This window comes from Klebsiella sp. G-Nf4 (assembly GCF_002810615.1).
Classification (GTDB): Bacteria; Pseudomonadota; Gammaproteobacteria; order Enterobacterales; family Enterobacteriaceae; genus Klebsiella; species Klebsiella variicola.
In genome coordinates this window covers 65970-87551 of the sequence record NZ_PION01000001.1, presented here as the reverse complement: position 1 = coordinate 87551, position 21582 = coordinate 65970, and the positions used below count along the sequence as shown (strand labels likewise).

The 21582-nt window shown below is 59.8% G+C and carries 21 protein-coding genes; 5 read left to right on the top strand and 16 right to left on the bottom strand.

Features of this window, described 5'->3' with window-relative positions; translation table 11 throughout:
- Window positions 1-17 precede the first annotated feature (17 nt).
- Complete coding sequence (locus tag CWM57_RS00435) at window positions 18-1871, bottom strand: bifunctional sugar phosphate isomerase/epimerase/4-hydroxyphenylpyruvate dioxygenase family protein (protein ID WP_100630660.1); 1854 nt, start codon at window positions 1869-1871, stop codon at window positions 18-20.
- A 126-nt stretch (window positions 1872-1997) separates the two neighbouring features.
- Here CWM57_RS00435 and CWM57_RS00430 point away from each other — a divergent pair, with 126 nt between their 5' ends.
- The gene (locus CWM57_RS00430) at window positions 1998-2636 is read left to right on the top strand and encodes a TetR/AcrR family transcriptional regulator (protein WP_008804472.1); all 639 of its coding nucleotides are present in this window, start codon (window positions 1998-2000) and stop codon (window positions 2634-2636) included.
- A gap of 17 nt (window positions 2637-2653) precedes the next feature.
- Here the strand turns inward: CWM57_RS00430 and fumD are convergent, their stop codons facing one another.
- Together fumD and CWM57_RS27305 are read right to left on the bottom strand one after the other, a co-directional pair.
- Window positions 2654-2866: a fumarate hydratase FumD gene (gene fumD / locus CWM57_RS00425; RefSeq protein WP_061154252.1), complete on the bottom strand. Its 213-nt coding sequence runs from the start codon at window positions 2864-2866 to the stop codon at window positions 2654-2656.
- A gap of 236 nt (window positions 2867-3102) precedes the next feature.
- Window positions 3103-3234: a hypothetical protein gene (locus tag CWM57_RS27305; protein ID WP_004217210.1), complete on the bottom strand. Its 132-nt coding sequence runs from the start codon at window positions 3232-3234 to the stop codon at window positions 3103-3105.
- Window positions 3235-3371: 137 nt separating this feature from the next.
- Between CWM57_RS27305 and pykF the strand changes: the two genes are divergently transcribed.
- Complete coding sequence (gene pykF, locus CWM57_RS00420; protein WP_012541397.1) at window positions 3372-4784, top strand: pyruvate kinase PykF; 1413 nt, start codon at window positions 3372-3374, stop codon at window positions 4782-4784.
- Window positions 4785-5096: 312 nt separating this feature from the next.
- A complete protein-coding gene (locus CWM57_RS00415; RefSeq protein WP_002908860.1) occupies window positions 5097-5333 on the top strand; it encodes a major outer membrane lipoprotein in 237 nt (78 codons plus the stop codon).
- A 61-nt stretch (window positions 5334-5394) separates the two neighbouring features.
- Here the strand turns inward: CWM57_RS00415 and ldtE are convergent, their stop codons facing one another.
- From ldtE to CWM57_RS00375, 8 genes are all read right to left on the bottom strand, one after another.
- On the bottom strand, window positions 5395-6381 hold the full coding sequence (ldtE, locus tag CWM57_RS00410; RefSeq protein ID WP_100675442.1) for a L,D-transpeptidase LdtE: 987 nt from the start codon (window positions 6379-6381) through the stop codon (window positions 5395-5397).
- Window positions 6382-6481: 100 nt separating this feature from the next.
- The gene (gene sufE / locus CWM57_RS00405; RefSeq protein ID WP_008804468.1) at window positions 6482-6898 is read right to left on the bottom strand and encodes a cysteine desulfuration protein SufE; all 417 of its coding nucleotides are present in this window, start codon (window positions 6896-6898) and stop codon (window positions 6482-6484) included.
- An 11-nt stretch (window positions 6899-6909) separates the two neighbouring features.
- The gene (sufS, locus tag CWM57_RS00400; RefSeq protein ID WP_100675441.1) at window positions 6910-8130 is read right to left on the bottom strand and encodes a cysteine desulfurase SufS; all 1221 of its coding nucleotides are present in this window, start codon (window positions 8128-8130) and stop codon (window positions 6910-6912) included.
- Window positions 8127-9401 carry a Fe-S cluster assembly protein SufD gene (gene sufD / locus CWM57_RS00395; RefSeq protein ID WP_100630664.1) on the bottom strand — a complete coding sequence of 425 codons (1275 nt, stop codon included), beginning with the start codon at window positions 9399-9401 and terminating at the stop codon, window positions 8127-8129. The genes sufS and sufD overlap by 4 nt, the downstream gene beginning before the upstream one ends.
- On the bottom strand, window positions 9376-10122 hold the full coding sequence (gene sufC / locus CWM57_RS00390; RefSeq protein ID WP_061154248.1) for a Fe-S cluster assembly ATPase SufC: 747 nt from the start codon (window positions 10120-10122) through the stop codon (window positions 9376-9378). Before sufC ends, sufD begins: the two co-directional genes overlap by 26 nt.
- A gap of 16 nt (window positions 10123-10138) precedes the next feature.
- Complete coding sequence (gene sufB / locus CWM57_RS00385; RefSeq protein ID WP_008804465.1) at window positions 10139-11626, bottom strand: Fe-S cluster assembly protein SufB; 1488 nt, start codon at window positions 11624-11626, stop codon at window positions 10139-10141.
- A 2-nt stretch (window positions 11627-11628) separates the two neighbouring features.
- Window positions 11629-12006: a Fe-S cluster assembly scaffold SufA gene (sufA, locus tag CWM57_RS00380; protein ID WP_074385564.1), complete on the bottom strand. Its 378-nt coding sequence runs from the start codon at window positions 12004-12006 to the stop codon at window positions 11629-11631.
- Window positions 12007-12481: 475 nt separating this feature from the next.
- Complete coding sequence (locus CWM57_RS00375) at window positions 12482-12679, bottom strand: hypothetical protein (RefSeq protein ID WP_074386168.1); 198 nt, start codon at window positions 12677-12679, stop codon at window positions 12482-12484.
- Between the two features lie 360 nt (window positions 12680-13039).
- Here CWM57_RS00375 and lldD point away from each other — a divergent pair, with 360 nt between their 5' ends.
- Window positions 13040-14224, top strand: a complete 1185-nt coding sequence (lldD, locus tag CWM57_RS00370; RefSeq protein WP_100675440.1) for an FMN-dependent L-lactate dehydrogenase LldD — start codon at window positions 13040-13042, stop codon at window positions 14222-14224.
- A 55-nt stretch (window positions 14225-14279) separates the two neighbouring features.
- On the opposite strand, the gene CWM57_RS00365 is transcribed toward lldD, so the two are convergent.
- The 4 genes from CWM57_RS00365 to CWM57_RS00350 form a co-directional block, all read right to left on the bottom strand.
- The gene (locus CWM57_RS00365) at window positions 14280-17381 is read right to left on the bottom strand and encodes an efflux RND transporter permease subunit (protein WP_100675439.1); all 3102 of its coding nucleotides are present in this window, start codon (window positions 17379-17381) and stop codon (window positions 14280-14282) included.
- Window positions 17378-18487, bottom strand: coding sequence for an efflux RND transporter periplasmic adaptor subunit (locus tag CWM57_RS00360; RefSeq protein WP_100675438.1), 1110 nt, complete (start codon window positions 18485-18487; stop codon window positions 17378-17380). The genes CWM57_RS00365 and CWM57_RS00360 overlap by 4 nt, the downstream gene beginning before the upstream one ends.
- Before the next feature lie 73 nt (window positions 18488-18560).
- Window positions 18561-19175 carry a TetR/AcrR family transcriptional regulator gene (locus tag CWM57_RS00355; protein WP_004143215.1) on the bottom strand — a complete coding sequence of 205 codons (615 nt, stop codon included), beginning with the start codon at window positions 19173-19175 and terminating at the stop codon, window positions 18561-18563.
- A gap of 94 nt (window positions 19176-19269) precedes the next feature.
- Entirely contained in the window at window positions 19270-20265 is a 996-nt protein-coding gene (locus tag CWM57_RS00350; protein ID WP_074385560.1) for an NAD-dependent epimerase/dehydratase family protein, read from the bottom strand.
- A gap of 96 nt (window positions 20266-20361) precedes the next feature.
- On the opposite strand from CWM57_RS00350, the gene CWM57_RS00345 reads away from it, so the two are divergent.
- A complete protein-coding gene (locus CWM57_RS00345) occupies window positions 20362-21273 on the top strand; it encodes a LysR family transcriptional regulator (RefSeq protein ID WP_074385559.1) in 912 nt (303 codons plus the stop codon).
- A 13-nt stretch (window positions 21274-21286) separates the two neighbouring features.
- Here the strand turns inward: CWM57_RS00345 and CWM57_RS00340 are convergent, their stop codons facing one another.
- Window positions 21287-21505 (bottom strand): hypothetical protein, encoded by a 219-nt coding sequence (locus CWM57_RS00340; RefSeq protein ID WP_074385558.1) that lies wholly within the window; start codon window positions 21503-21505, stop codon window positions 21287-21289.
- Window positions 21506-21582: the final 77 nt, after the last annotated feature.

Here is a 21582-nt window from a genome sequence, read left to right as displayed (position 1 = left end):
GAACCATTTGATTCGGGCTAACAATACTGCATCGCCGCCAGACGGACGGCGGCATTCGCCGCGCCATAGAGCGCGTAGCCGGCCCGTCGTTCGGTTAACTCAAAGAAAAAGCGCCCGGCGGTAAAGGGGCGGGTATAAAGATGCAGGAAGGCCCCGCCCTGCGGATCGCGGTCGTAGAGGAGCTGCCGCCGCTGCAGTTGCCCAACGTCCAGCTCGCCGCCGAAGCGCGCCAGCAGATCGTCATAATAGTTGGCCGGGATCGGCAGCGCATGGCGGGCAACGTCGGCAAGCTGGTCGCAGGTGGCCGGCAGATCGCGGCAGGCAAAGGCCGCATGCTGCAGCCCCGCCCCCTGGTAGCAGGCGACCGAGCGGGCGATCTGCGTCGCCCGGCTCTGCGAAATATTCAGCGCCAGACGGATATCGCCCTGCGGGCTGCGCACCGCCAGACTGCGCACCAGTCCATACGGGTCCGGCAGCGTCTGCTCATGCTCAAGAGTAAAACCAAACACCGTGCGGAAGAACATCACCCAGTTGTCGCGGCTGTCGGCCTCCATCCCCAGCGCCAGATGGTCGATACCGAGATAATCCTCGCGCACCATCAGCCCGTCGCGCAGATGAAAATCGCGCTCATAGATCGCCTCCCCGGCGTCGATGAGATAGATAAGGCTACCGTCCGGGGCGCAGATCGCCGGGATCGGCGTTTCGTTCGGCCCGGCATCGCCCTGCCAGGTGGCATACCCCAGCGCGCGGGCGCGGGCAACAATCGGCGCACTGCGATCGACCCGCAGCGCCATGGCGCAGAGCGAAACGCCGTGGCGTTGATAGAAATGATCGGCCCAGCTGTGGGGCTGATGGTTGATGACGATCCGCGCCCCGCCGTTGCGCCACAGCGTCACCTGTTTGGAGCGGTGGCTTCCCTCGTGCTGAAAACCCAGCGCCTGCAGATGCTGCCCCAGACGCTGCGCCTCGGCGGCGCTGGCGGCAAACTCGATAAACTCCAGCCCGTGATAGACCGGCAACGGCGGCGGTGAAAACAGATCGGCATCGCACGTCGGGAGCCGACGGCGGGTTTGTTCCTCCAGCCACAGCAGCGAACGGTAACCATCTTTGGCCGTCGCGCCGTTCGGCGAGGCGCGAAAACCGTCATTGAAGATCTCCAGCGACCAGGGGCCGCGATAGCCGCAGCGGGTGATCTGCTCGGCAAACGCCTCCAGCGGCAGCTCGCCCTGCCCGGGGAAGCAGCGGAAGTGGCGACTCCACTCCAGGAGATCCATTTTCATGTACGGCGCATCGGCGAGCTGAACAAAGGTGATTTTCTCCACCGGCACTGACGACAGCGCATCCAGGGTGTCGCCGCGGGCCAGAATATGGAAGCTGTCGAGCACCAGGCCCAGCGCCGGGCTGTTCACCCGCCGCACCCGCTCCCAGGCCTGCTGCCAGCGGTTCACATGGGTTCCCCAGGCCAGGGCCTCATAGCCGATGGTGATCCCCTCTTCTTCCGCCAGCATTGCCAGCGCCCGCAGGTCCGCGACCTGCAATTCGCTATCCGCCGAGCAGTCCGGCTGCACATTGCTGCACAGCAGCAGCGTGTCGCAGCCCAGCTCGTGCATCAGGGCAAACTTGCGCCGAGCGCGGGCCATATTCGCCGCAAACTGCGCCCGGCTGGCGCCTTCAAAATCGCGAAAGGGTTGAAAAAGCGTGATTTTCAACCCTAAATCGGCGGCAAGCTGGCGGATTTCCGCCGGCGTCCCCGTATAATAGAGCAGATCGTTCTCGAAAATTTCCACACCCTGATAGCCCGCCGCCGCAATAGCGTGCAGCTTCTCAGGCAGGGTGCCGGAAATCGAAACGGTGGCGATAGAGCGCAGCATAAGGTCCTCGGGTCAACAACTGACGTGAGCCTTGAATATGTATCATTTGGTTCATTTGCGCCATACTAGGTTGCTAAATTGTGATCATTATGTGTATTTTTTGTCACCCAAGAAAAAGGAGTTGCCATGACCGTCGTTGCTCATGATGAAGCACAATCCCTGAAGGCGCGCATTTTCAGCGCCGCTATCGCTGTCTTTGCTGAACACGGGCTGTCAGGCGCCCGCATGGAGCAGATCGCCACCGAGGCGCAGACCACCAAGCGCATGGTGGTTTACTACTTCAAAAGCAAAGAGCAGCTCTATCAGGAGGTGCTGCAGTATGTGTATGCGCGGATCCGCGAAACCGAGCAGCAGCTGGGGCTGGAGAATGTGCCGCCAGTGGAGGCGCTGGTGCGGCTGGTGCGCTGGAGCGTGCGTTATCACGCCACCCACGCGGACTATATGCGGGTGATTTGCATGGAGAATATGCAGCGCGGCAAGTGGTTACAAACCTCGGGTGAACTGAAACCGCTGAATCGTACCGCCCTGTCGATTCTGGAAGACATTTTACAGCGCGGCCAGCAGCAAGGCGTTTTTCAGGCGGGACTCGAAGCGCGCGATGTGCATCGGTTAATCAGCAGCTTCAGCTTTTATCAGGTGTCGAATTTCTACACCTTCAGCAGCCTGTACCTTGACGATCCGCTGCCCGCCATCGACGACGAAGCGATGGTGGCCCACCACTGCGACATTGCCGTCCGGGCGGTGATCCGCTTCGTGATTTCCTGACCCGCCGGCGAAAGACGTTAATGCCCGGAAAGGGCGTGAATGACTTTCGCCATGGCCTCTTCGGTGAGGGGCGAACGCTGAATTTTGGGATTCGCCAGCGAAGTGCGCAGTACGCCGGCAATGACAATGTGTTTCGGCTCCTGGCCCAGGTCACGCATTTCCAGCACCACTTTACCCACCACGCGGCACATTTCCTGGTACAGCTCGTCGTCTTTCGCTTTATTTCCCATCCGGTTTTGCTCACACTTTATTATTATCAATCAATTCATTATTGATAGATTTTTTCCGCAACGCAAATCATCCCCGACAGAAAGGGTCAATGGCGCGTTTTACTGGCTCATAATGCGAGAAAAAGCGCGTTCTGCTGCCCCTTTGCCTGCCTGGTGATGAAAAAATGTGTTGCGTACTTTTATGCATAACGTGCCGGTTTTGTTACGCGTTTTGTCCATAATTTGAAACGAGGTTTTTATTTTCCTTTTTGATTTCGGCAGCGTATAATGCGCTTCGATTCTTTCTTGAATGGTTTCAGCGCATTGGACTGCATGATAAAACGCATAACACCTTGCCACATTTCATGGGCTGAACCGCCAGCACACATTCTTCTGCACGCTCCGGGGTTGTCACCTATCCTTAGGGCGTGGCTTAGCAACTTTCGTAATACAGGTTTGGCTCCCCGGCAGTGCGCCCGCGGAGCGAGAATTCCATATCCTTCACAACTTAAAGACTAAAACTGTCATGAAAAAGACCAAAATTGTTTGCACCATCGGTCCGAAAACCGAATCTGAAGAGATGCTGACCAAAATGCTGGAAGCCGGCATGAACGTGATGCGTCTGAACTTCTCCCACGGTGACTATGCGGAACACGGTCAGCGCATCCAGAACCTGCGCAATGTGATGAGCAAAACCGGTAAGAAAGCCGCTATTCTGCTGGACACCAAAGGCCCGGAAATTCGTACCATCAAGCTGGAAGGCGGCAACGACGTCTCACTGAAAGCAGGCCAGACCTTCACCTTCACCACCGATAAATCCGTCGTCGGCAACAACGAAATCGTTGCAGTGACCTACGAAGGCTTCACGTCTGACCTCACCGTCGGCAACACCGTTCTGGTGGACGATGGCCTGATCGGCATGGAAGTAACGGCTATCGAAGGCAACAAAGTTATTTGTAAAGTGCTGAACAACGGCGACCTTGGCGAGAACAAAGGCGTAAACCTGCCGGGCGTCTCCATCGCCCTGCCGGCGCTGGCTGAGAAAGACAAACAGGACCTGATCTTCGGTTGCGAACAGGGCGTGGACTTTGTCGCGGCCTCTTTCATCCGTAAACGTTCCGACGTCGTCGAGATCCGTGAGCACCTGAAAGCCCACGGCGGCGAAAACATCCAGATCATCTCCAAAATCGAAAACCAGGAAGGCCTGAACAACTTCGACGAAATCCTCGAAGCCTCTGACGGCATCATGGTTGCTCGCGGCGACATGGGCGTTGAGATCCCGGTTGAAGAAGTTATCTTCGCCCAGAAAATGATCATCGAAAAATGTATCCGCGCGCGCAAAGTGGTTATCACCGCGACTCAGATGCTGGACTCCATGATCAAGAACCCGCGTCCGACCCGCGCTGAAGCCGGCGACGTGGCCAACGCCATCCTCGACGGTACCGATGCAGTGATGCTGTCCGGCGAATCCGCGAAAGGTAAATACCCGCTGGAAGCCGTCACCATCATGGCCACCATCTGCGAACGTACTGACCGCGTAATGACCAGCCGTCTGGACTTCAACAACGACAACCGTAAACTGCGCATCACCGAAGCGGTGTGCCGCGGCGCGGTAGAAACCGCTGAGAAACTGGAAGCGCCGCTGATCGTTGTCGCCACCCAGGGCGGTAAATCCGCGCGCGCTGTACGCAAATACTTCCCGGATGCCACCATCCTGGCCCTGACTACCAACGAAACCACCGCTCGCCAACTGGTGCTGAGCAAAGGCGTTGTGCCGCAGCTGGTCGAAGAGATTGCCTCTACCGATGACTTCTATCATCTGGGCAAAGATCTGGCGCTGAAAAGCGGCCTCGCGCGTAAAGGCGACGTGGTGGTGATGGTTTCCGGCGCATTAGTGCCGAGTGGTACCACTAATACGGCTTCCGTACACGTGCTGTAATAATTTACAGGTTAATTGGTTTTTTTTAATAAAGCGCCTCTCGGGGCGCTTTTTTTTATTCATTGATTAGCTCTTCCTATTAAAAATGCAAATCGGAATTTACTATTTAATAAGAGATTATCTAAGATGAATCCGATGGAAGCGCGCTGTTTTCACTCGCCTTTTTCAGCGATTTTGTCCAATTCGATGCTTCTTTGAGCGAACGATCAAAAATAAGTGCGTTCAGGTAAAAAAAATATTCTCATCCCAAAAAACTTTGTGTAATACTTGTAACGCTACATGGAGATTAACTCAATCTAGAGGGTATTAATAATGAATCGTACTAAACTGGTACTGGGCGCGGTAATCCTGGGTTCTACTCTGCTGGCTGGTTGCTCCAGCAATGCTAAAATCGATCAGCTGTCTTCTGACGTTCAGACTCTGAACGCTAAAGTTGACCAGCTGAGCAACGACGTGAACGCAATGCGTTCCGACGTTCAGGCTGCTAAAGACGACGCAGCTCGCGCTAACCAGCGTCTGGACAACCAGGCTCACTCTTACCGTAAGTAAGAGTTCTGGTAATAAAAATGGCGCACTCTGTGCGCCATTTTTTTTGCCCTCAGCATGAGGGCTACTGGGTAAGCAGGCTGTTGTCAGACGGCGTGTTCTGCGCCGACAGCGTTGCTGCCGCACTCCCCGTCCCCGTGGACACCACCACCGGATATCCCGCCCTTCTCGACATCGCTTTTTTCAGCTGTACATCATCGACCGCCTTATCCTCTGCGAAGGCGTGAAACGCTGCAGGCAGCGTGTAGGCGATGGTCCGGGTGTTTTCCTCTTCCGTCTGCGAAAGCGGCCTGTGGACCTCGACATAGCGTTTACCATCCGGTTCGACGGCAAACTTCACCGGCTGATTGATAATCCGTACCGGCGTCCCGGTTTTCACCTGGTTGAACAGCGCTTTGATGTCATCAGCGTTCATTCGCATACAGCCTGAGCTGACGCGCAAACCGACGCTGTCCGGCGCGTTGGTGCCATGAATCAGATACTCGCCGTTACCGTAGGCCAGGCGCAGCGCATAGCGCCCCAGCGGATTGTACGGCCCGGCCGGGACCACCGCCGGTAACGTCACCCCTTTCTCCAGCGAACGCGCCCGAATGCCCGCGGTGGGCGTCCAGGTCGGGTTGGGGATCTTCTGCCCGACGCGGGTGGTCATCTCAGGCGTTTCCAGCCCTAACTGGCCGATACCCAGCGGATAGACCTGCACCTGATTCTCTCCCGGGGGGAAGTAATACAGCCGCAGTTCTGCAAGGTTGACGACGATGCCCTCTCGCGGCACGTCGGGGAGCAGCATCTGGGAGGGGATCAGGACCTGAGTACTGGGCTTCGGCTGCACCGGCGCAATGGTATCGTTGGCTTCGAGGATCAGCATCGCCGCGGTATCAAAATGGCGGGCGATCGCCTGCAGGTTGCGGTCTCCCTCCTGTACGGTCCAGTACTGGTTCTGGCCAATCAGCCGGCTGTTGGCGGGAGGAAGCGGGTAGTCAACGGCCCAGGCGGCCGAGGAGGCGCCAAGCGCGCTGAGAAGGGCTAAGGTGATCATCGTTTTGCGTTTCATACTGAGATTCCTTCTTTCGCTGATAAAACGCCAGGAGACTGAACGGCGGCAGGAGCAGAACCCCTACCGGACGTAACAGAATGAAATCTACCTGTTTATTCTAGCTAATATTTGCGGCTTTCGCGCGGATCGCACGGATCATGGCTTCAAGCCCTTGCGAGCGGGAGGGCGTCAGGTGTTGGGTGAGCGCCATTTTTTCAAACCACGGGCGCACGTCGAACTCGATGATATCCTGGGCGGTCATCCGGTCATAAAGGATAAACACCACCGCAATCAGCCCTTTGACGATCGCCGCATCGCTGTCACCGCGCAGGGTGATAACGCCAGAGGGGTCCTGCGCCATCACGATCCACACCTGGCTTTGACACCCCTGAATAATGTTCTGCACGCTGTGTTCTTCCGGGCTTAGCGGCGCCAGCCGCTGGCCCAGCTCAATGATATAGAGATACTTCTCTTCCCAGTTGGCGCAACGGCTAAAATTGCGCAACAGTTTGTCTTTGTCCGGTAGTGCCGCCATCGTCACGTCCTTTACCCTAATAATTTGTGGATCCGCTGCAGGCCAGCCACCAGGCGGTCCACCTCTTCCGTGGTATTGTACATCGCCAGCGACGCCCGACACATGGCCGGTACCTGGTAGTAAGCCATCAGCGGCATCGCGCAGTGGTGCCCGGTCCGCACGGCGATACCGTAGTTGTCGAGGAAGCTGCCGACGTCATAGGCGTGATGCTGGCCGAGGTTAAAGGCGATCACCCCTTTGCGCTGAGCCGGCCCGTAGAGGATCAGATCCGGCACGGCGCGCAGGGCCTCCAGCGCATAGCGCATCAGGGTCTGCTCATACTCCGCGATCTGCGTCAGCCCCAGCAGGCTGACGTAGGTCAGCGCCGCGCCGAGGCCAATGATCCCCCCGGTATTCGGCGTACCGGCCTCAAAGCGCCACGGCGCCCGGTTCCAGGTGGTGCCTTCCGTCAGGCTGACGGTGGCGATCATCGACCCGCCGCCTTCCCACGGCGCCATCGCCTGCAGCAGCTCGGACCGACCATAGAGCACGCCGATCCCGGTCGGGCCATACAGCTTGTGTCCGGAGAAGACGTAGAAATCGCAGCCCAACGCCTGCACATCTACCGGGTGGTGCATCACCGCCTGGGCGCCATCCACCAGCACTTTCGCGCCATGCTGATGCGCAAGGGCAATCAGCGCCGCCAGCGGGTTTTCCGTCCCCAGCACGTTGGAGACCTCGGTAATCGCCAGCAGGCGGGTGCGCGGGTCAAACAGTCGCGGAATAACGTCCAGTTGCAGGGTGCCGTCCGGGTTCAGGGGGATCACCCGCAGCTCAGCCCCGACGCGGGCGCAGAGCATCTGCCACGGCACAATGTTGGCGTGGTGCTCCATCTCGCTGATGATGATGTTATCCCCGGCGCCGACGTTGGCGTTTCCCCAGCTGTTGGCCACCAGGTTGATACCCTCGGTGGTGCCGCGGACGAACACCACTTCCTCCGCCGACCCGGCGTTAAGGAAGGTCGCCGCCTGCTGGCGCACCGCTTCCATCCGCGCGGTAGCTTCCGCGCTGAGGGTGTGGATCCCGCGATGCACCGCCGCGTAGCCATGGCGATAGAATTCCGCTTCGGCGCCGATCACTGCCTCCGGTTTCTGAGCACTGGCGGCGCTGTCAAGATAGGCCAGCGGCTGACCGTTGACCTCCCGGTTCAGTACCGGAAAATCGGCGCGAACGCGTTCAACTGAAAATGTCATACTGTGCCTCCCGGCAAACGCTGTCCAATCCGCGCCAGCACCTGCTCTCTGAGCGCATCGCTGCGGATAGCCTCGGTGAGCTCGGCGGCGAAGGCGTAGAGGATCATCTGCTGCGCCGCCTGCTGTTCGATACCGCGCGAGCGCAGATAGAACAGCTGTTCTTCATCAATGCGTCCGACGGTCGCCCCGTGGCTGCATTTCACGTCATCGGCGTAAATCTCCAGCTGTGGTTTGGTGTCGACCTCCGCCAGCCGCCCAAGCAGCAGATTGTTGTTGGTCATCTGGCCGTCGGTTTTCAGCGCGTGCGGCGCGACGTTGATCAGCCCGTTAAATACCGCCCGGCCCTTATCGCTGACGATGGTTTTGTGCAGCTGACGGCTGTTGCAGTAGCCGACCTGATGGTCGAGCCAGGTGCGGCTGTCGCAGACCTCATTGTTCACCGGCATCGCCAGCGAATTGAGGCGCAGGTTGCTGTTTTCACCGCCCAGGCGCGTGCTGGTGTGATGACGCAGCACCTGGCCGCCGAGCAGGAAACTGCTGCTGAAGGCCGAGGCGTCGCGGCCCAGCAGCAGGTCGTTATGGGCGAAGTGGTAGCTGAGCGCGTTCTCAAACGCCAGCTTGATATGCTGGAGGTGCGCGTTATCGGCCACCGTCATGGTCAGTCGCCCGCCGGTGAAGTGCGGCTGCTCATTAAAGCTGAGGTAATGCTCGACCAGGGTCGCCTCCGCCCCGCTCTCCAGCGCCAGATGATGGCGATAGTGGGCGGTATTCAGCGCATCGCCGGCCAGGCCGCGGGTGATATGCATCAGCAGCAGCGGCTTATCCAGGCGGCGGTTGCGCGGTACGCGAATGCGGGTCACCGTCTGCGCCAGGCTTTCGGTCAGATGGAGAAACACCTCCGGCTGCAAAGCATCCGGCAGATGCTGGCGTTGGTTATCAACGCTGACCTCCACGCCGCTGGCGGCGAGATCGTCGCTCAGCTCAGGATGATAGCGTCCATCGATAAACACCAGCCGCCAGGCGTCCAGCGGTAGCGCCAGCGCATCACGCTGTTCAGCACTAAGAGATGCCCCCTCATCGGCGACAAAGTGGCCGTTCAGTAGCGCGTCCAGCGGGGTGTATTTCCAGTCCTCCTGCTTGCGCGTCGGCAGCCCCAGGCGCAGCAGCTGCTGCAGATGCTGGCTGGCCTCCGCCGTACGCTGGCCGCCCTGCGCTTCAAACAGGTGGTGCCATTGCTGCAGCGCGTTACTGCTGTTCGGTAAGCCAGCCATAGCCCTGCTCCTCCAGCTGTTTGACGAGGGTGAAATCCCCCGACTTCACAATCCGCCCCTGATACAGCACATGGACGTAATCCGGCTTGATATAGTCAAGAATGCGCTGGTAGTGGGTGACAATGATGAAAGCGCGTTTACCGTCGCGCAGAGCATTTACCCCCTGGGAGACGATTTTTAGGGCATCGATATCCAGCCCCGAATCCGATTCATCAAGAATGCACAGCTCAGGCTCCAGCACCGCCATCTGCAGAATATCGTTACGCTTTTTCTCACCGCCGGAGAAGCCGACATTCACCGAGCGGGTCAGCAGATCTTCCGGCATCTGCAGCAGCCTGATTTTCTCTTCCATCAAATCCTGGAAGTCGAAGCGATCCAGCGGCTCCTGGCCGCGATAGTTGCGCACGGCATTCAGCGCGGTCTGGAGGAAGAACTGGTTGCTGACGCCGGGAATTTCCACCGGATACTGGAAGGCCATAAAGATGCCTTCCCCGGCGCGATCTTCCGGAGCGAGTTCCAGCAGGTCTTTACCCTTAAATTCGACGCGGCCGCCGGTCACCTCGTAATCCTCACGCCCGGCCAGGGTGGCCGAAAGCGTACTTTTCCCCGAGCCGTTTGGCCCCATAATGGCGTGGACCTCGCCCGGGCGCACCTCAAGGTTCAGCCCGCGCAGGATCGCTTTATCTTCGACGGCGACATGTAAATCTTGAATACTTAACATCTTTTTTCCTTAATTATCAGCCGACGCTATGTTCAAGGCTAATGGCCAGCAATTTTTGCGCTTCGACGGCGAACTCCAGCGGCAGTTCGGAGAAGACGTCTTTACAGAAACCGTTGACGATCATCGAGATGGCATCGTCTTCACTGATCCCGCGCTGCAGGCAGTAGAACAATTGATCTTCGCCAATCCGCGAAGTGGTCGCTTCGTGCTCCAGCTGGGCGCTGTTGTTGCGGCATTCCACATACGGGAAGGTATGCGCCCCGCAGTCCGGGCCGATCAGCATCGAATCGCATTGGGTGAAGTTCCGGGCGTTAGTGGCGGTCGGCATGATTTTGACCAGCCCGCGATAGCTGTTCTGGCTGTGTCCGGCGGAGATCCCTTTCGAGATGATGGTCGAGCGGGTGTTCTTGCCGATGTGGATCATTTTGGTGCCGGTATCCGCCTGCTGGTGACCGCTGGTCAGCGCTACCGAGAAAAATTCGCCGATCGAGTTATCGCCGCGCAGAATGCAGCTGGGGTATTTCCAGGTGATGGCCGAGCCGGTTTCCGACTGGGTCCATGACATCTTGCTATTCTCCCCTTCGCACAGCGCACGCTTGGTGACGAAGTTGAGAATGCCGCCGGTGTTGTTATCGCCGGGGAACCAGTTCTGCACCGTGGAGTATTTTACTTCCGCATCTTTATGAATGATGACTTCAACGACCGCCGCATGCAGCTGATAGCTGTCGCGCACGGGCGCCGAGCAGCCCTCAATATAGCTGACGTAGCTGCCTTCATCGGCCACCAGGATAGTGCGTTCAAACTGCCCGGTCTTTTCGGCGTTGATGCGGAAATAGGTCGACAGCTCCATCGGGCAGCGGACGCCCTTCGGCACATAGATAAAGGTGCCATCCGAAGCCACTGCGGCGTTCAGCGCGGCGAAGAAGTTGTCATTGCCTGGCACCACAGTACCCAGATACTTTTTCACCAGTTCCGGGTGGTCGTGGATCGCCTCGCCGAAAGAACAGAAGATGATCCCCTGCTCCGCCAGCTTTTCGCGGTAGGTGGTCGCCACCGACACCGAGTCGAATATGGCGTCCACCGCCACCTCGCGCCCTTCACGTACCGGCACGCCCAGCTGGTTAAAGGCTTCTTCCACCTCGCTGGTCAGGAAGGTGTTGGCCCCGGTCTGCTGCACCGCGCCCGGCTCTGAAGCGCAGGTCTCATCGCAGTTGCCACAGGAGGGCGCAGAATAGTAGCTGTAATCCTGATAATTCAGCTTATCGTAATGCGCTTTCAGCCAGTGCGGCTCTTCCATCTCCAGCCATGCCCGGAAGGCATTGAGCCGAAACTCCAGCATCCACTGCGGCTCATTGCGACGGGCGGAAATGGCCCGGACCACCTCTTCATTAATCCCTTTGGCCAGCTCATCGGTCTGCAGCCGGGTGAAAAAGCCCTCTTTATAGTTGAGCGGGCCGCCGGTCCAGGTTTTGACATCGTCAGTTGCTTCAGTATTACGCGACATAGTTACTCCGCCTGCACCCCAAAACTTTCGCCACAGCCGCACTCGTGCTGCGCTTTCGGGTTATGAAATTTAAAGATTTCATTTAAACCTTCACGGACGTAATCGAGCTCCGTGCCGTCAATGAACGGCATCGCCTGCAGCGGCGCCCACAGTTTCGCCCCGTCATGTTCAAAGAGCAGATCGTCGGCGGCCGGCTCGGCAATCATTTCGAGCACATAGCCAAAACCGGCGCAGCCGCTGGTTTTGATCCCCAGCCGCAGCCCTTTTGTATCCGGCTGCTTACGCATCAGATCGCGAATATGCGCGGCAGCGGCCGGCGTCATGGTCAGTCCCTGCCAGCTAAAATCGGCGGGATTAAAGGTTCCTGCTTGTACTTCCATCGATAGACCTCCAGGTTGGCGCCATCAAGGCATACCGCCATGTTAGTGATAATGATTATCACTTCAACCCATCTGCAGCAGGGGTATTGCCCCATTTAGCGCTTTTTATAAGCATAGACCCTCGCCCGGGGAATATCAGGGTGCACAAGGTGAAGTTAATCTTTTGATTTATAATATGTTATTCTGAAATCGTTCTATATCCGCACGCAATGGTAAAGATGTATCGAAAATACCGATTTATGCAATAGCAGATGACCCGGTTCCTGTTTATCGCGTGAGCCGGGAGGAATAAGTGACATTGTCACTCATCTGGACAGCAAGGCCGGAGAAGGCGCAGGTCCGGTGGTTCAGGATGAGAAAGCGCCAGGCCGTGACGCTTTCGGAAAGGGACAATCGCCGCTCGCCAGGCCGCGATCAGGGGAATGAAAACCGTGATGAAACGGGTAAAGGGATTGCCAGTCAGGGTAGCGGCGGGCTAGCTGCCTTTTCTGACCAGGCGGGCGGCCTGAACAAATACCTCATCTTCCACCCCGTCCCCCTTCTGTCTGCCCAGCCTCACCAGTTCATCCACGATACTCCCCTGATTAATCTGCTTCTGTGTAGCCACTAAGCTAATGACCGCCGCGCCGATGGCCATGCCAATCAATGCCGTTTGTTCATCTTTATCTTTCATGCTATCGCTCCGTCTGTCCTCCAGAGAAAGGCTAGCAAAAAATACCACCAGCTCAATTTCAAATTCACTTTCTTTACGCCTCCCGGAAAACGCAGGCGCCGCGCTGACCTCTCCTTCCCCCTGGTGGCGCGCCCCATAGGGTCTTTATTTCGCCAACTTCACGTTGCGCGGAAATAAATAAAAATAACGCGAGCGCCGAAGAGTAAAAAAAGGAAATAACAACCTCAGCGATAAATCCAGATTATTCCATCAGGGAATGGCTGGGATGCTAATATTTCATTTCCCCGCCCGTTTTTAGAAGCCTATAGTTTTTTTGCCTGCAGAACATTCACTTAGGTTAAAAGACATAAGGACATAATAATGATTGTTTCAGCCCCCAGCGATTATCGCGAAGCCGCTCGTCGCCGTCTGCCCCGCTTCCTTTTCGATTATATTGACGGTGGCGCGGTGGCGGAAAATACCATGAACGCCAACGCCACCGAACTTGCCTCGGTAGCCCTTCGCCAGCGCGTGCTGTGCGGGGCGGGCGAACCGACGCTGGCCACGACGATCCTTGATGCCTCATGGGCGATGCCCGTGGCGCTGGGGCCCGTCGGCGCCACCGGGATGTACGCCCGCCGCGGCGAAGTTCAGGCGGCCCGCGCCGCCTCTCGCGCCGGGATCCCGTACACCCTGTCCACGGTGTCGGTCTGCTCGATTGAAGAGGTGGCGAGCCAGGCCAGCGGCGCGCTCTGGTCCCAGTTGTACGTGCTGAAAGATCGTGGCTACATGCGTAACGCGCTGGAGCGCGCGTGGGCCGCCGGCATGAAAACGCTGGTATTCACCGTCGATATGCCAATCCCCGGCTCGCGGTATCGGGATAATCGCTCAGGCATGTCCGGGCCGCACGCCACCCTGCGACAATACCTCCAGGCCTGCACCCATCCGCGCTGGGCGATGGACGTCGGTCTGGCGGGCAGGCCCCTGTCGTTTGGTAATATCGAAGCCTACACCGGACACAAAATGACCATGGACGACTATATGGGGTTCATCAGCAACAATTTCGACCCGTCCATCGCCTGGCACGATCTGGAGTGGATCCGCGACAGCTGGCAAGGGAAATTAATCATCAAAGGGATCCTCGATGCCGACGATGCGCGCAATGCCGTGCGCCTCGGCGCCGATGGCATTGTGGTGTCGAATCATGGCGGCAGACAGCTCGATGGCGCCATCCCCACTGCCCGGGCGCTACCAAGGGTGGTGGATGCGGTCGGCGACGATCTGACGGTGCTTGCTGATTCCGGGGTGCGCTCCGGCGTGGACGTCATTCGCCTGCTCGCCCTCGGCGCGAAGGGCGTGCTGCTCGGGCGGGCCTATATTTATGCCCTGGCCGCGGCGGGCGAAGCGGGCGTGGCGCATCTGCTGCGCTTATTTGCCGAGGATATGAAGGTCACCATGACCCTCACCGGCGCGACCTCGCCATCGGCCATCAGCCTTGATTGCCTTGACCGCCTCGAACAGGATCAACACCGCACCCATGCGGTGCCGGTATCCTTACCCGCCTGACGCTGCCCGGGGCCGGGCCTGACCGCGTTTATCGGCCAGGTCCGGCAAGGGGGAATTACCCCTGCGGGTGCAGCGCCGGCTGTTGCACTGCGTCAGCCGGGTGCTGAGGTCGGATGCGGAACCAGATCGCGTACATGGCCGGCAGGAAGATAAGGGTCATGATGGTTCCCCCCAGCGTCCCGCCAATCAGCGTATAGGCAAGCGTTCCCCAGAAGACCGAATGGGTGAGCGGAATAAACGCCAGGATCGCCGCCAGCGCCGTCAGCAGAACCGGGCGGGCTCGCTGCACCGTCGCCTCCACCACCGCATGGAACGGATCGAGCCCTGCCTGCTCGTTATGATGAATTTGACCAATCAGGATCAGCGTATTCCGCATCAGGATCCCCGACAGGGCGATCAGGCCCACAAGGGCATTGATGCCAAACGGCTGATTGAACAGCAGCAGCGTCGGCACCACCCCAATCAACCCCAGCGGCGCGGTCAGGAAAACCATGACCATTGCCGACAGCGAACGCACCTGCAGGATAATGATCAGCAGCGTGAGGGCGATCATGATCGGAAATAACGGCATCATCGCCCGGGTGGCTTTGCCTGACTCCTCGATCGACCCCGCCGTCTCGATGCGATACCCCGGCGGCAGCGAGTCGATAATGGGTTGCAGCGGTTTCATCAGCGCGCTGGAGACATCCGGCGGCTGCAGGTTATCCGCGACATCTCCGCGAACGGTGATGGTCGGCGTGCGATCGCGACGGCGAAGCAGCGGGTCCTCCATTCTGATCGACACGTCGCCAATCTGTGATAAGGGAACCCGCTGCCCGCCGCTGCCCACCAGGGTGAAGTCGGCGATTTTCGCCGGATCCAGACGGATATCGCCCGCCGCACGGCCGATGACCTGCACGGCGCGGATATCTTCCCGAACGGTGGTGATGGGGATCCCTGACAGCAGGAACTGCAGCTGCTGGGCGACGGACTGGGAGCTGAGTCCGCTCGCCTGCAGCCGGTCCTGATTGAGGCTGAAATGCATCACCGGCACCCGCGCCCCCCAGTCGGTATTGACGGTGCGCATCAGCGGACTGGCCTGCAGCACCGATTTAACCCGTTCGGCGATGTCGAGCAAGGTGTGCGGATCGGGCCCCATCACCCGCCAGGCGACCGGATAGGGCGAATAAGGGCCAAAGACCAGCTGAGTGACGCGCACCCGCGCTTCCGGCGCCAGGCCATTGGCCACCGCCTCCCGCAGCCGCAGCTTGAGCGCCTCGCGAGCGTCCTGACCGTCGGTCAATACCACCAGCTTGGCAAAGGAGGGGTCGGGCAACTCCGGGGCCATCGCCAGGTAAAAGCGCGGCGCGCCCTGGCCGATATAGCTGGTGACCATCTTCGCCTCCGGCTGCTGCTGCAGCCAGTGCTCAATTTTCGCCGTCGCGGCGCTGGTCTGGATAATCGACGACCCGTAGGGCATCTGCACTTCAACCAGCACTTCCGGGCGATCGGAGGTGGGGAAAAACTGCTTTTTCACCGCGCTCATTCCCAGTATCGCCACGATAAACAGCACCACCACGCTGGCGGCCACGCGCCATTTGCGGGCGATAACCCGGGTCAGCAGCCGACGGAAGCGCTGATAGCGCGGGGTGTCATACAGCGCGGCGTGGCCGGGCGCCGCGGGCTTTCTGTCCGGCAACAGGTGCACCCCCAGCCAGGGGGTAAAAATCACCGCCACAATCCAGGAGGCAATCAGCGCGATACCGACGATCCAGAACACGTTGCTGGCGTACTCCCCGGCGGTGGACTGCGCAAATCCATTGGGCATAAAGCCCACAACCGTCACCAGGGTACCGGCCAGCATGGGCGCCGCGGTATGGCTCCAGGCATAGGCGGAGGCTTTGAGGCGGTCGTACCCCTCCTCCATTTTGACCACCATCATTTCGATGGCAATGATGGCATCATCCACCAGCAGACCCAGGGCGAGGATCAGCGAACCGAGAGTGATGCGGTCGAAGTTTTTGCCGGTCGCCTCCATCACCACAAACACCACGGCCAGGGTTAAAGGCACCGCCGCCGCGACCACCACGCCCACGCGCCACCCCATGCTGACAAAGCACACCGCCATCACCACCAGCAGGGCGACAAAGAATTTGATCATGAACTCATCGACCGCGGCGCTGATATTCACCGACTGATCGGTCACTTTGGTCAACGACATGCCGAGCGGCAGGCTCTGATTGATACTGGCCGTTTCGGTGTCCAGCGCTTTCCCCAGCGCCAGACCATTCCAGCTCTCGCGCATCACCACCCCCAACAGCAGCGCCGGTTCGCCCTGATTGCGGATCAGGAAGGTCGCGGGATCTTCATATCCCCGCTCAACCGTGGCGACATCGGCCAGTTTCAGCGTTTTGCCCCCGGCAATAATCGGCGTGTCGCGGATCTGCTGCAGGCGGTCGAACGCCCCGTCGAGGCGGATAAAGATCTGCCCGCCCCGGGTCTCGATAGCCCCGGCAGCGGTCAGCACATTCTGGCTGTTCAGCGCGGCAAAAATCGCCTCTGGCGAAAGGCCCAGGGTGGCGAGACGATCATGAGAAAACGAGAGATAAATGCGCTCCGCCTGCTCACCGAGAATATTCACTTTTTTCACCCCGGGAACATGCAGCAGCTGCTGGCGCAGAGCTTCGGCGTCACGCACCAGCTGCCGCGGCGGCTCTCCCCGCGCTTTCAGAGCAAAGAGGGCAAAGGTGACATCGGCGAATTCGTCATTCATCATCGGGCCGGAGACGCCGGCAGGCAGGTTTTTCGCCTCATCCCCGAGCTTTTTGCGCGCCTGATAAAACTGCTCCGGCACCTCGGACGGCGGGGTCTGATCCTGCAGCGATAACGTGATCAACGCCATACCAGGGCGGGTATAGGTCTCAGTGCGATCGTACCACTTCAGCTCCTGGAGCCGTTTTTCCAGCGGCTCGGCGACCTGATCCTGCATCTCCTGCGCGGTGGCGCCGGGCCAGACGGTAATGACCGTCATTTGCTTGACCGTGAAGGGCGGATCTTCCGCCCGCCCGAGCCCGAAGAACGCCACCAGCCCGGCGACGGAGATAAGGATAATTAAAAACAGGGTCACCGACCGCTCGCGGACGGCCAGCGCGGAGAGATTAAAACGCCCGGCGCTCATGGCTGGCTCCCGGCGGCATTATGCTCGCGTCGTTCCGCCAGACGCACCGCCTCGCCCTGGTGCAGAAGATGGGCGCCCAGGGCGACGATGGGCTCGCCGGGCTTCAGCGGGCCGGTCACCCGCGCCGTTTCATCATCCAGGCCAAGCACGGTCACCGGTTGCCAGGAGACGGTGGCCGGACGAGAGGCAATGCGCCAGACGCCAGGACCGTTGCCCGGATCGTAGAGCGAGGCCAGGGGCACCTCCAGCACCTGGCCTGGCGCCTGGTCGCTGCCGATACGCAGGGTCACGGTAGACCCCAGCGGCGCATTCGCCAGCGCGCCGTCCAGCACATAGCGCGCTTCAAAGGTGCGGGTGGTGGCGTCAGCCGCGTCCGAAAGCAGTCGCAGGGTCGCCGTGACCGGCTGAGATTCGCTGCCATAGCGTGTCGCCAGCGCCTCGCTGCCGACCGCCGGGCGCAGCGTCTCCGGAAGCTGCACCAGCGCTTCGCGCTGCCCCGCCCGCGCCAGGCGGATCACTACCTGCCCGGCGCTGACCACCTGCCCCGGTTCGGCAAGCGTTTCCACCACCACGCCGTCAGCGTCGGCCACTAGCCCGGCATAGCCGGTGGCGTTTTGCGCCACATTGGCCTGCGCCTGGGCCGCGCTGAGGTCGGCTCTCGCCGCCTCTGCCGCTGCGTTAACCTGGTCGAATTCCGCGGCCGAGACGGCGCCGCTCGCCACCAGGACGTGATAGCGGGCCAGATCGTTGGTCGCCTTTTTGGCTCGCGCCCGCGCGGCATCCACAGCCCGCTGTTGAGACTGCGCCTGCAAGGTTAAATCAGCCGGATCCAGGCGCAGCAGCAGTTGACCGCGCTTGACGCTCTGCCCGGTCTCCACCAGCCGGGCAAGGATTTTTCCCGACACCCTGAAGCCGAGATCGCTTTGGGTACGAGCGACCACCACGCCGGTAAAGGCCCGCGAGCTGGCCTCCGCGCGCTCGACGGTCGCCACCCTGACCAGCGGCGGCCGGGTGCGGGGATCGTCATGATCGGCAGGTTCGCCGCAGCCCGCGAGGGCCAGCGGCAGGAGGCAAACGGCAAAATGGACGGCGTTGAGCCTGAGCATGGGTAACCTTAATGAAAAGACCAACAGTGACCGCATTCTCAGACGAGTGACCAATAAAGTCAATAGTCACTAATCAGGGGGAGAGGCTTCTCAGGATCAGGGAGGCAAGCAGCACCGCCGCGGTGGGCGCAGTGTCGAGATTGTATTGCAGTTGCACCGGGTTGATGAAAGGACACATCACCATATAGACCGCCAGGGTCGCCTCATCCAGCGGGGTTTTGCGCTCGAACTCACCCGCCTGGCGGCCTTCGACAAGGATTTGACCAATCAGTTGCTGCAGATGACCGGCATACTGTTCCGTTGAAGGCCATTTATCGCGCGCCGCGACGGCGGCGATGTCGTACAGTTTGCGATCCTCGAAAAACAGTTCGCTGCCGGCCTCGGTCAGTGCCCGGAACAGGCGGCGCAGTTTCTCGCTGGCGGACGGCGCATCGGCGATAGCCGCGCTGACGGCCACCATGATCTTCTCCAGCCGGCTGGCGCAAATCGCCTCGCCAATCGCCTGCTTGGAGTCGAAAAACTTGTAGATATAGGCTTTAGAAAAGCCTATCGCTTTAGCGAGATCGGTGACCGTCGTTTTCTCATAGCCATAGCGACTAAAGTGCGCCATGGCCGCGTCAAGAATCTGGTCCCGAACGCTGTGGTCATGGGGACCACGGCTTGCAGGGGTGGGGGTATTTTTCGTCATCCGTTTAGCTTAATGCGATCGTTGTCGTTTGACAACGAGTGACGTTATTATGATTTGGTCACAATGACGCCCGTTCTGTGATCCTCTCGCCGCATCACGCCTCGCGCGCCTCGGTGTTAATCGCGCCGGTGGGCAGACAACCCAGGCCTTGCAGCGTCTGAAGCACCGCGCTATCGAGTGGGGTATGCGGCTCCGCGCCTAAAAAATCAACCAGTTTATCGTTGCGCAGGCGTACCGGCAGACGCCAGAGATAGTGCATCTCGACCATTTCCCGCAGGGTGGCGTTGAAGGGCGCCGCCAGCTTTACCAGCCACCAGGGAAAAGACTTCACTGCCGCTCGGCCGCCATAGCGGGCGACCACCCGCTGGATCGCCTGACTCATTTCGCTGCCGTCCGGGTCCCAGTGGCCCTGCATATGAAAGCGAGCAAACGGCTCAAGCTCTTGCCTGCGGGCCAGCAGCGCGGCGATGGTGTCGGCGACGTCGGGCAGATAAGCCCACTGGTGCCCGACGCCGATCGTCCCCGGGCGGCTAATGACGCGGGGAAGCTGACCAGGCTTGACCAGCCCCTGAGAAAACCAGTTATTTCCAGCGCGCGGACCAAAAAAATCGCCCGCCCGGACAATCAACACCCGGCCACCACGCTGCACGTAATCCTCCAGCGCCTGCTCCATCTCCACCCGAATAGCGCCTTTACGGGTCACCGGTTGCTGAGCGGCCGCTTCATCAATCAGCGGAAACGCATCCGGTCCATAGTTGTAGACCGTGCCGGGCAGAACAACTAACGCTTGCTGCTGTTCGGCGGCCTGCAGGGTGTTGTGCAGCATGGGCAGTACCTGTTGCCGCCAGTGCCGGTAGCCCGGAGGATTGACCGCATGGACGATAACGTCGCAACCGACAGCTGCCGCTGCGACCTGTCCGGCATCCAGCGCGTCGCCGGCTATCCACTGCATGCCATCTGCGGGACCGCGAATCTGAGCGCCGCGCTTCAGCGCCCGAACCTGCCAGTTGTCCGCCACCAGCCGGCGCGCCACTTCCCCGCCAATGCCCCCGCTTGCTCCCAGAATAAGTACCTTGCCGCTGCTGTTCATTGTCTTTCCCCGTTCGCTAATGGATGCTTGACAGCCTACCTGCCGCTCATATCAAATGAAATTGCATACCATCATCGAGCAGCTATACATTTTTGTATGAATACATCTATTCCCTGGGAGTGGTACCGAACCTTTCTCGCCGTGCTGAAGGAAGGCTCCTTATCGGGCGCATCGCGCAGCCTGAACATCACCCAGCCGACGGCGGGGCGCCATATTGCCGGGCTGGAGGCCGCGCTCGGCCAGGCCTTATTTACCCGCTCGCAGAACGGTCTGCTGGCGACCGACGCGGCGCTGGCGCTGCGGGTGCACGCCGAGGCAATGGACAATACCGCCCGGGCGCTGGAACGCACGGCGGCCAACTTCAGTCGCGACAAAACCGATCTGCGTGGCGTGGTGCGGGTGGCCGCCAGCGAGGTGGTCGGCGCCGAGGTGCTGCCGCCGCTGGTTGCCCGGCTCAGACAAGCGTGCCCGAATATCGTCATCGAACTGATGCTCTCCAATCGGTTTCAGGATCTGCTTCACCGGGAGGCGGATATCGCGGTGCGGATGGTCGCCCCGCAGCAGGAGCAGCTAATCGCCCGCCGTCTCGGCAGGATCGAGCTTGGGTTACATGCCACCGCCGCCTACCTGACACGCCAGGGGCTGCCCGCTACCCTCGACGATCTGGCCGGCCACGCGCTGATTGGTTTCGATAGCGCCACCCCTCTCGTTCGCCGGGCCCTGCAGGCTTACCCCCGTTTTCAGCGCGAAGCCTTCGCGATGCGGACCGATAGCGACCTCGCCCAGTTGAGCCTGATCCGCGCCGGAGCGGGGATCGGCATCTGCCAGGTGCCTCTTGCTGATGGCATCATTCCCCTGCAGCGAGTACTGGCGGCCGACTTTTCCCTGAATCTCGATACCTGGCTGGTGATGCATGAGGACCTGCGCCACAGTCCCGCCTGTAAGCGGGTATTTGATTTTCTCGCCCAGGGGTTGCAGGCATACATTCGCGGCCCACTGGCGAGCTAATCCATCGCGCCGTTTATTCCACGCGCTGCACGCCTGGATAGCGTGCGGTCGCCGCCTCATGAAAAAGATCGTCCAGCCAGCCCGGGATCGCCTCCTCGGGCATTTCATCAGGGATGATGATGTCATACAGCCGGGAAAATTTGCGCTCCGTCAGATCGACACGGAATACCAGCCAGCGCGCCCCCTCACGCTTCACCCCGAGATATCGGCCAAACACGTTATAGATAAGCATCGGCACCTCCCCGACAGGATCCCGCGGTCCGCACAGGCAATGTTCTGGTTTCATTCCGTGCCGAAATAGTCCCACAT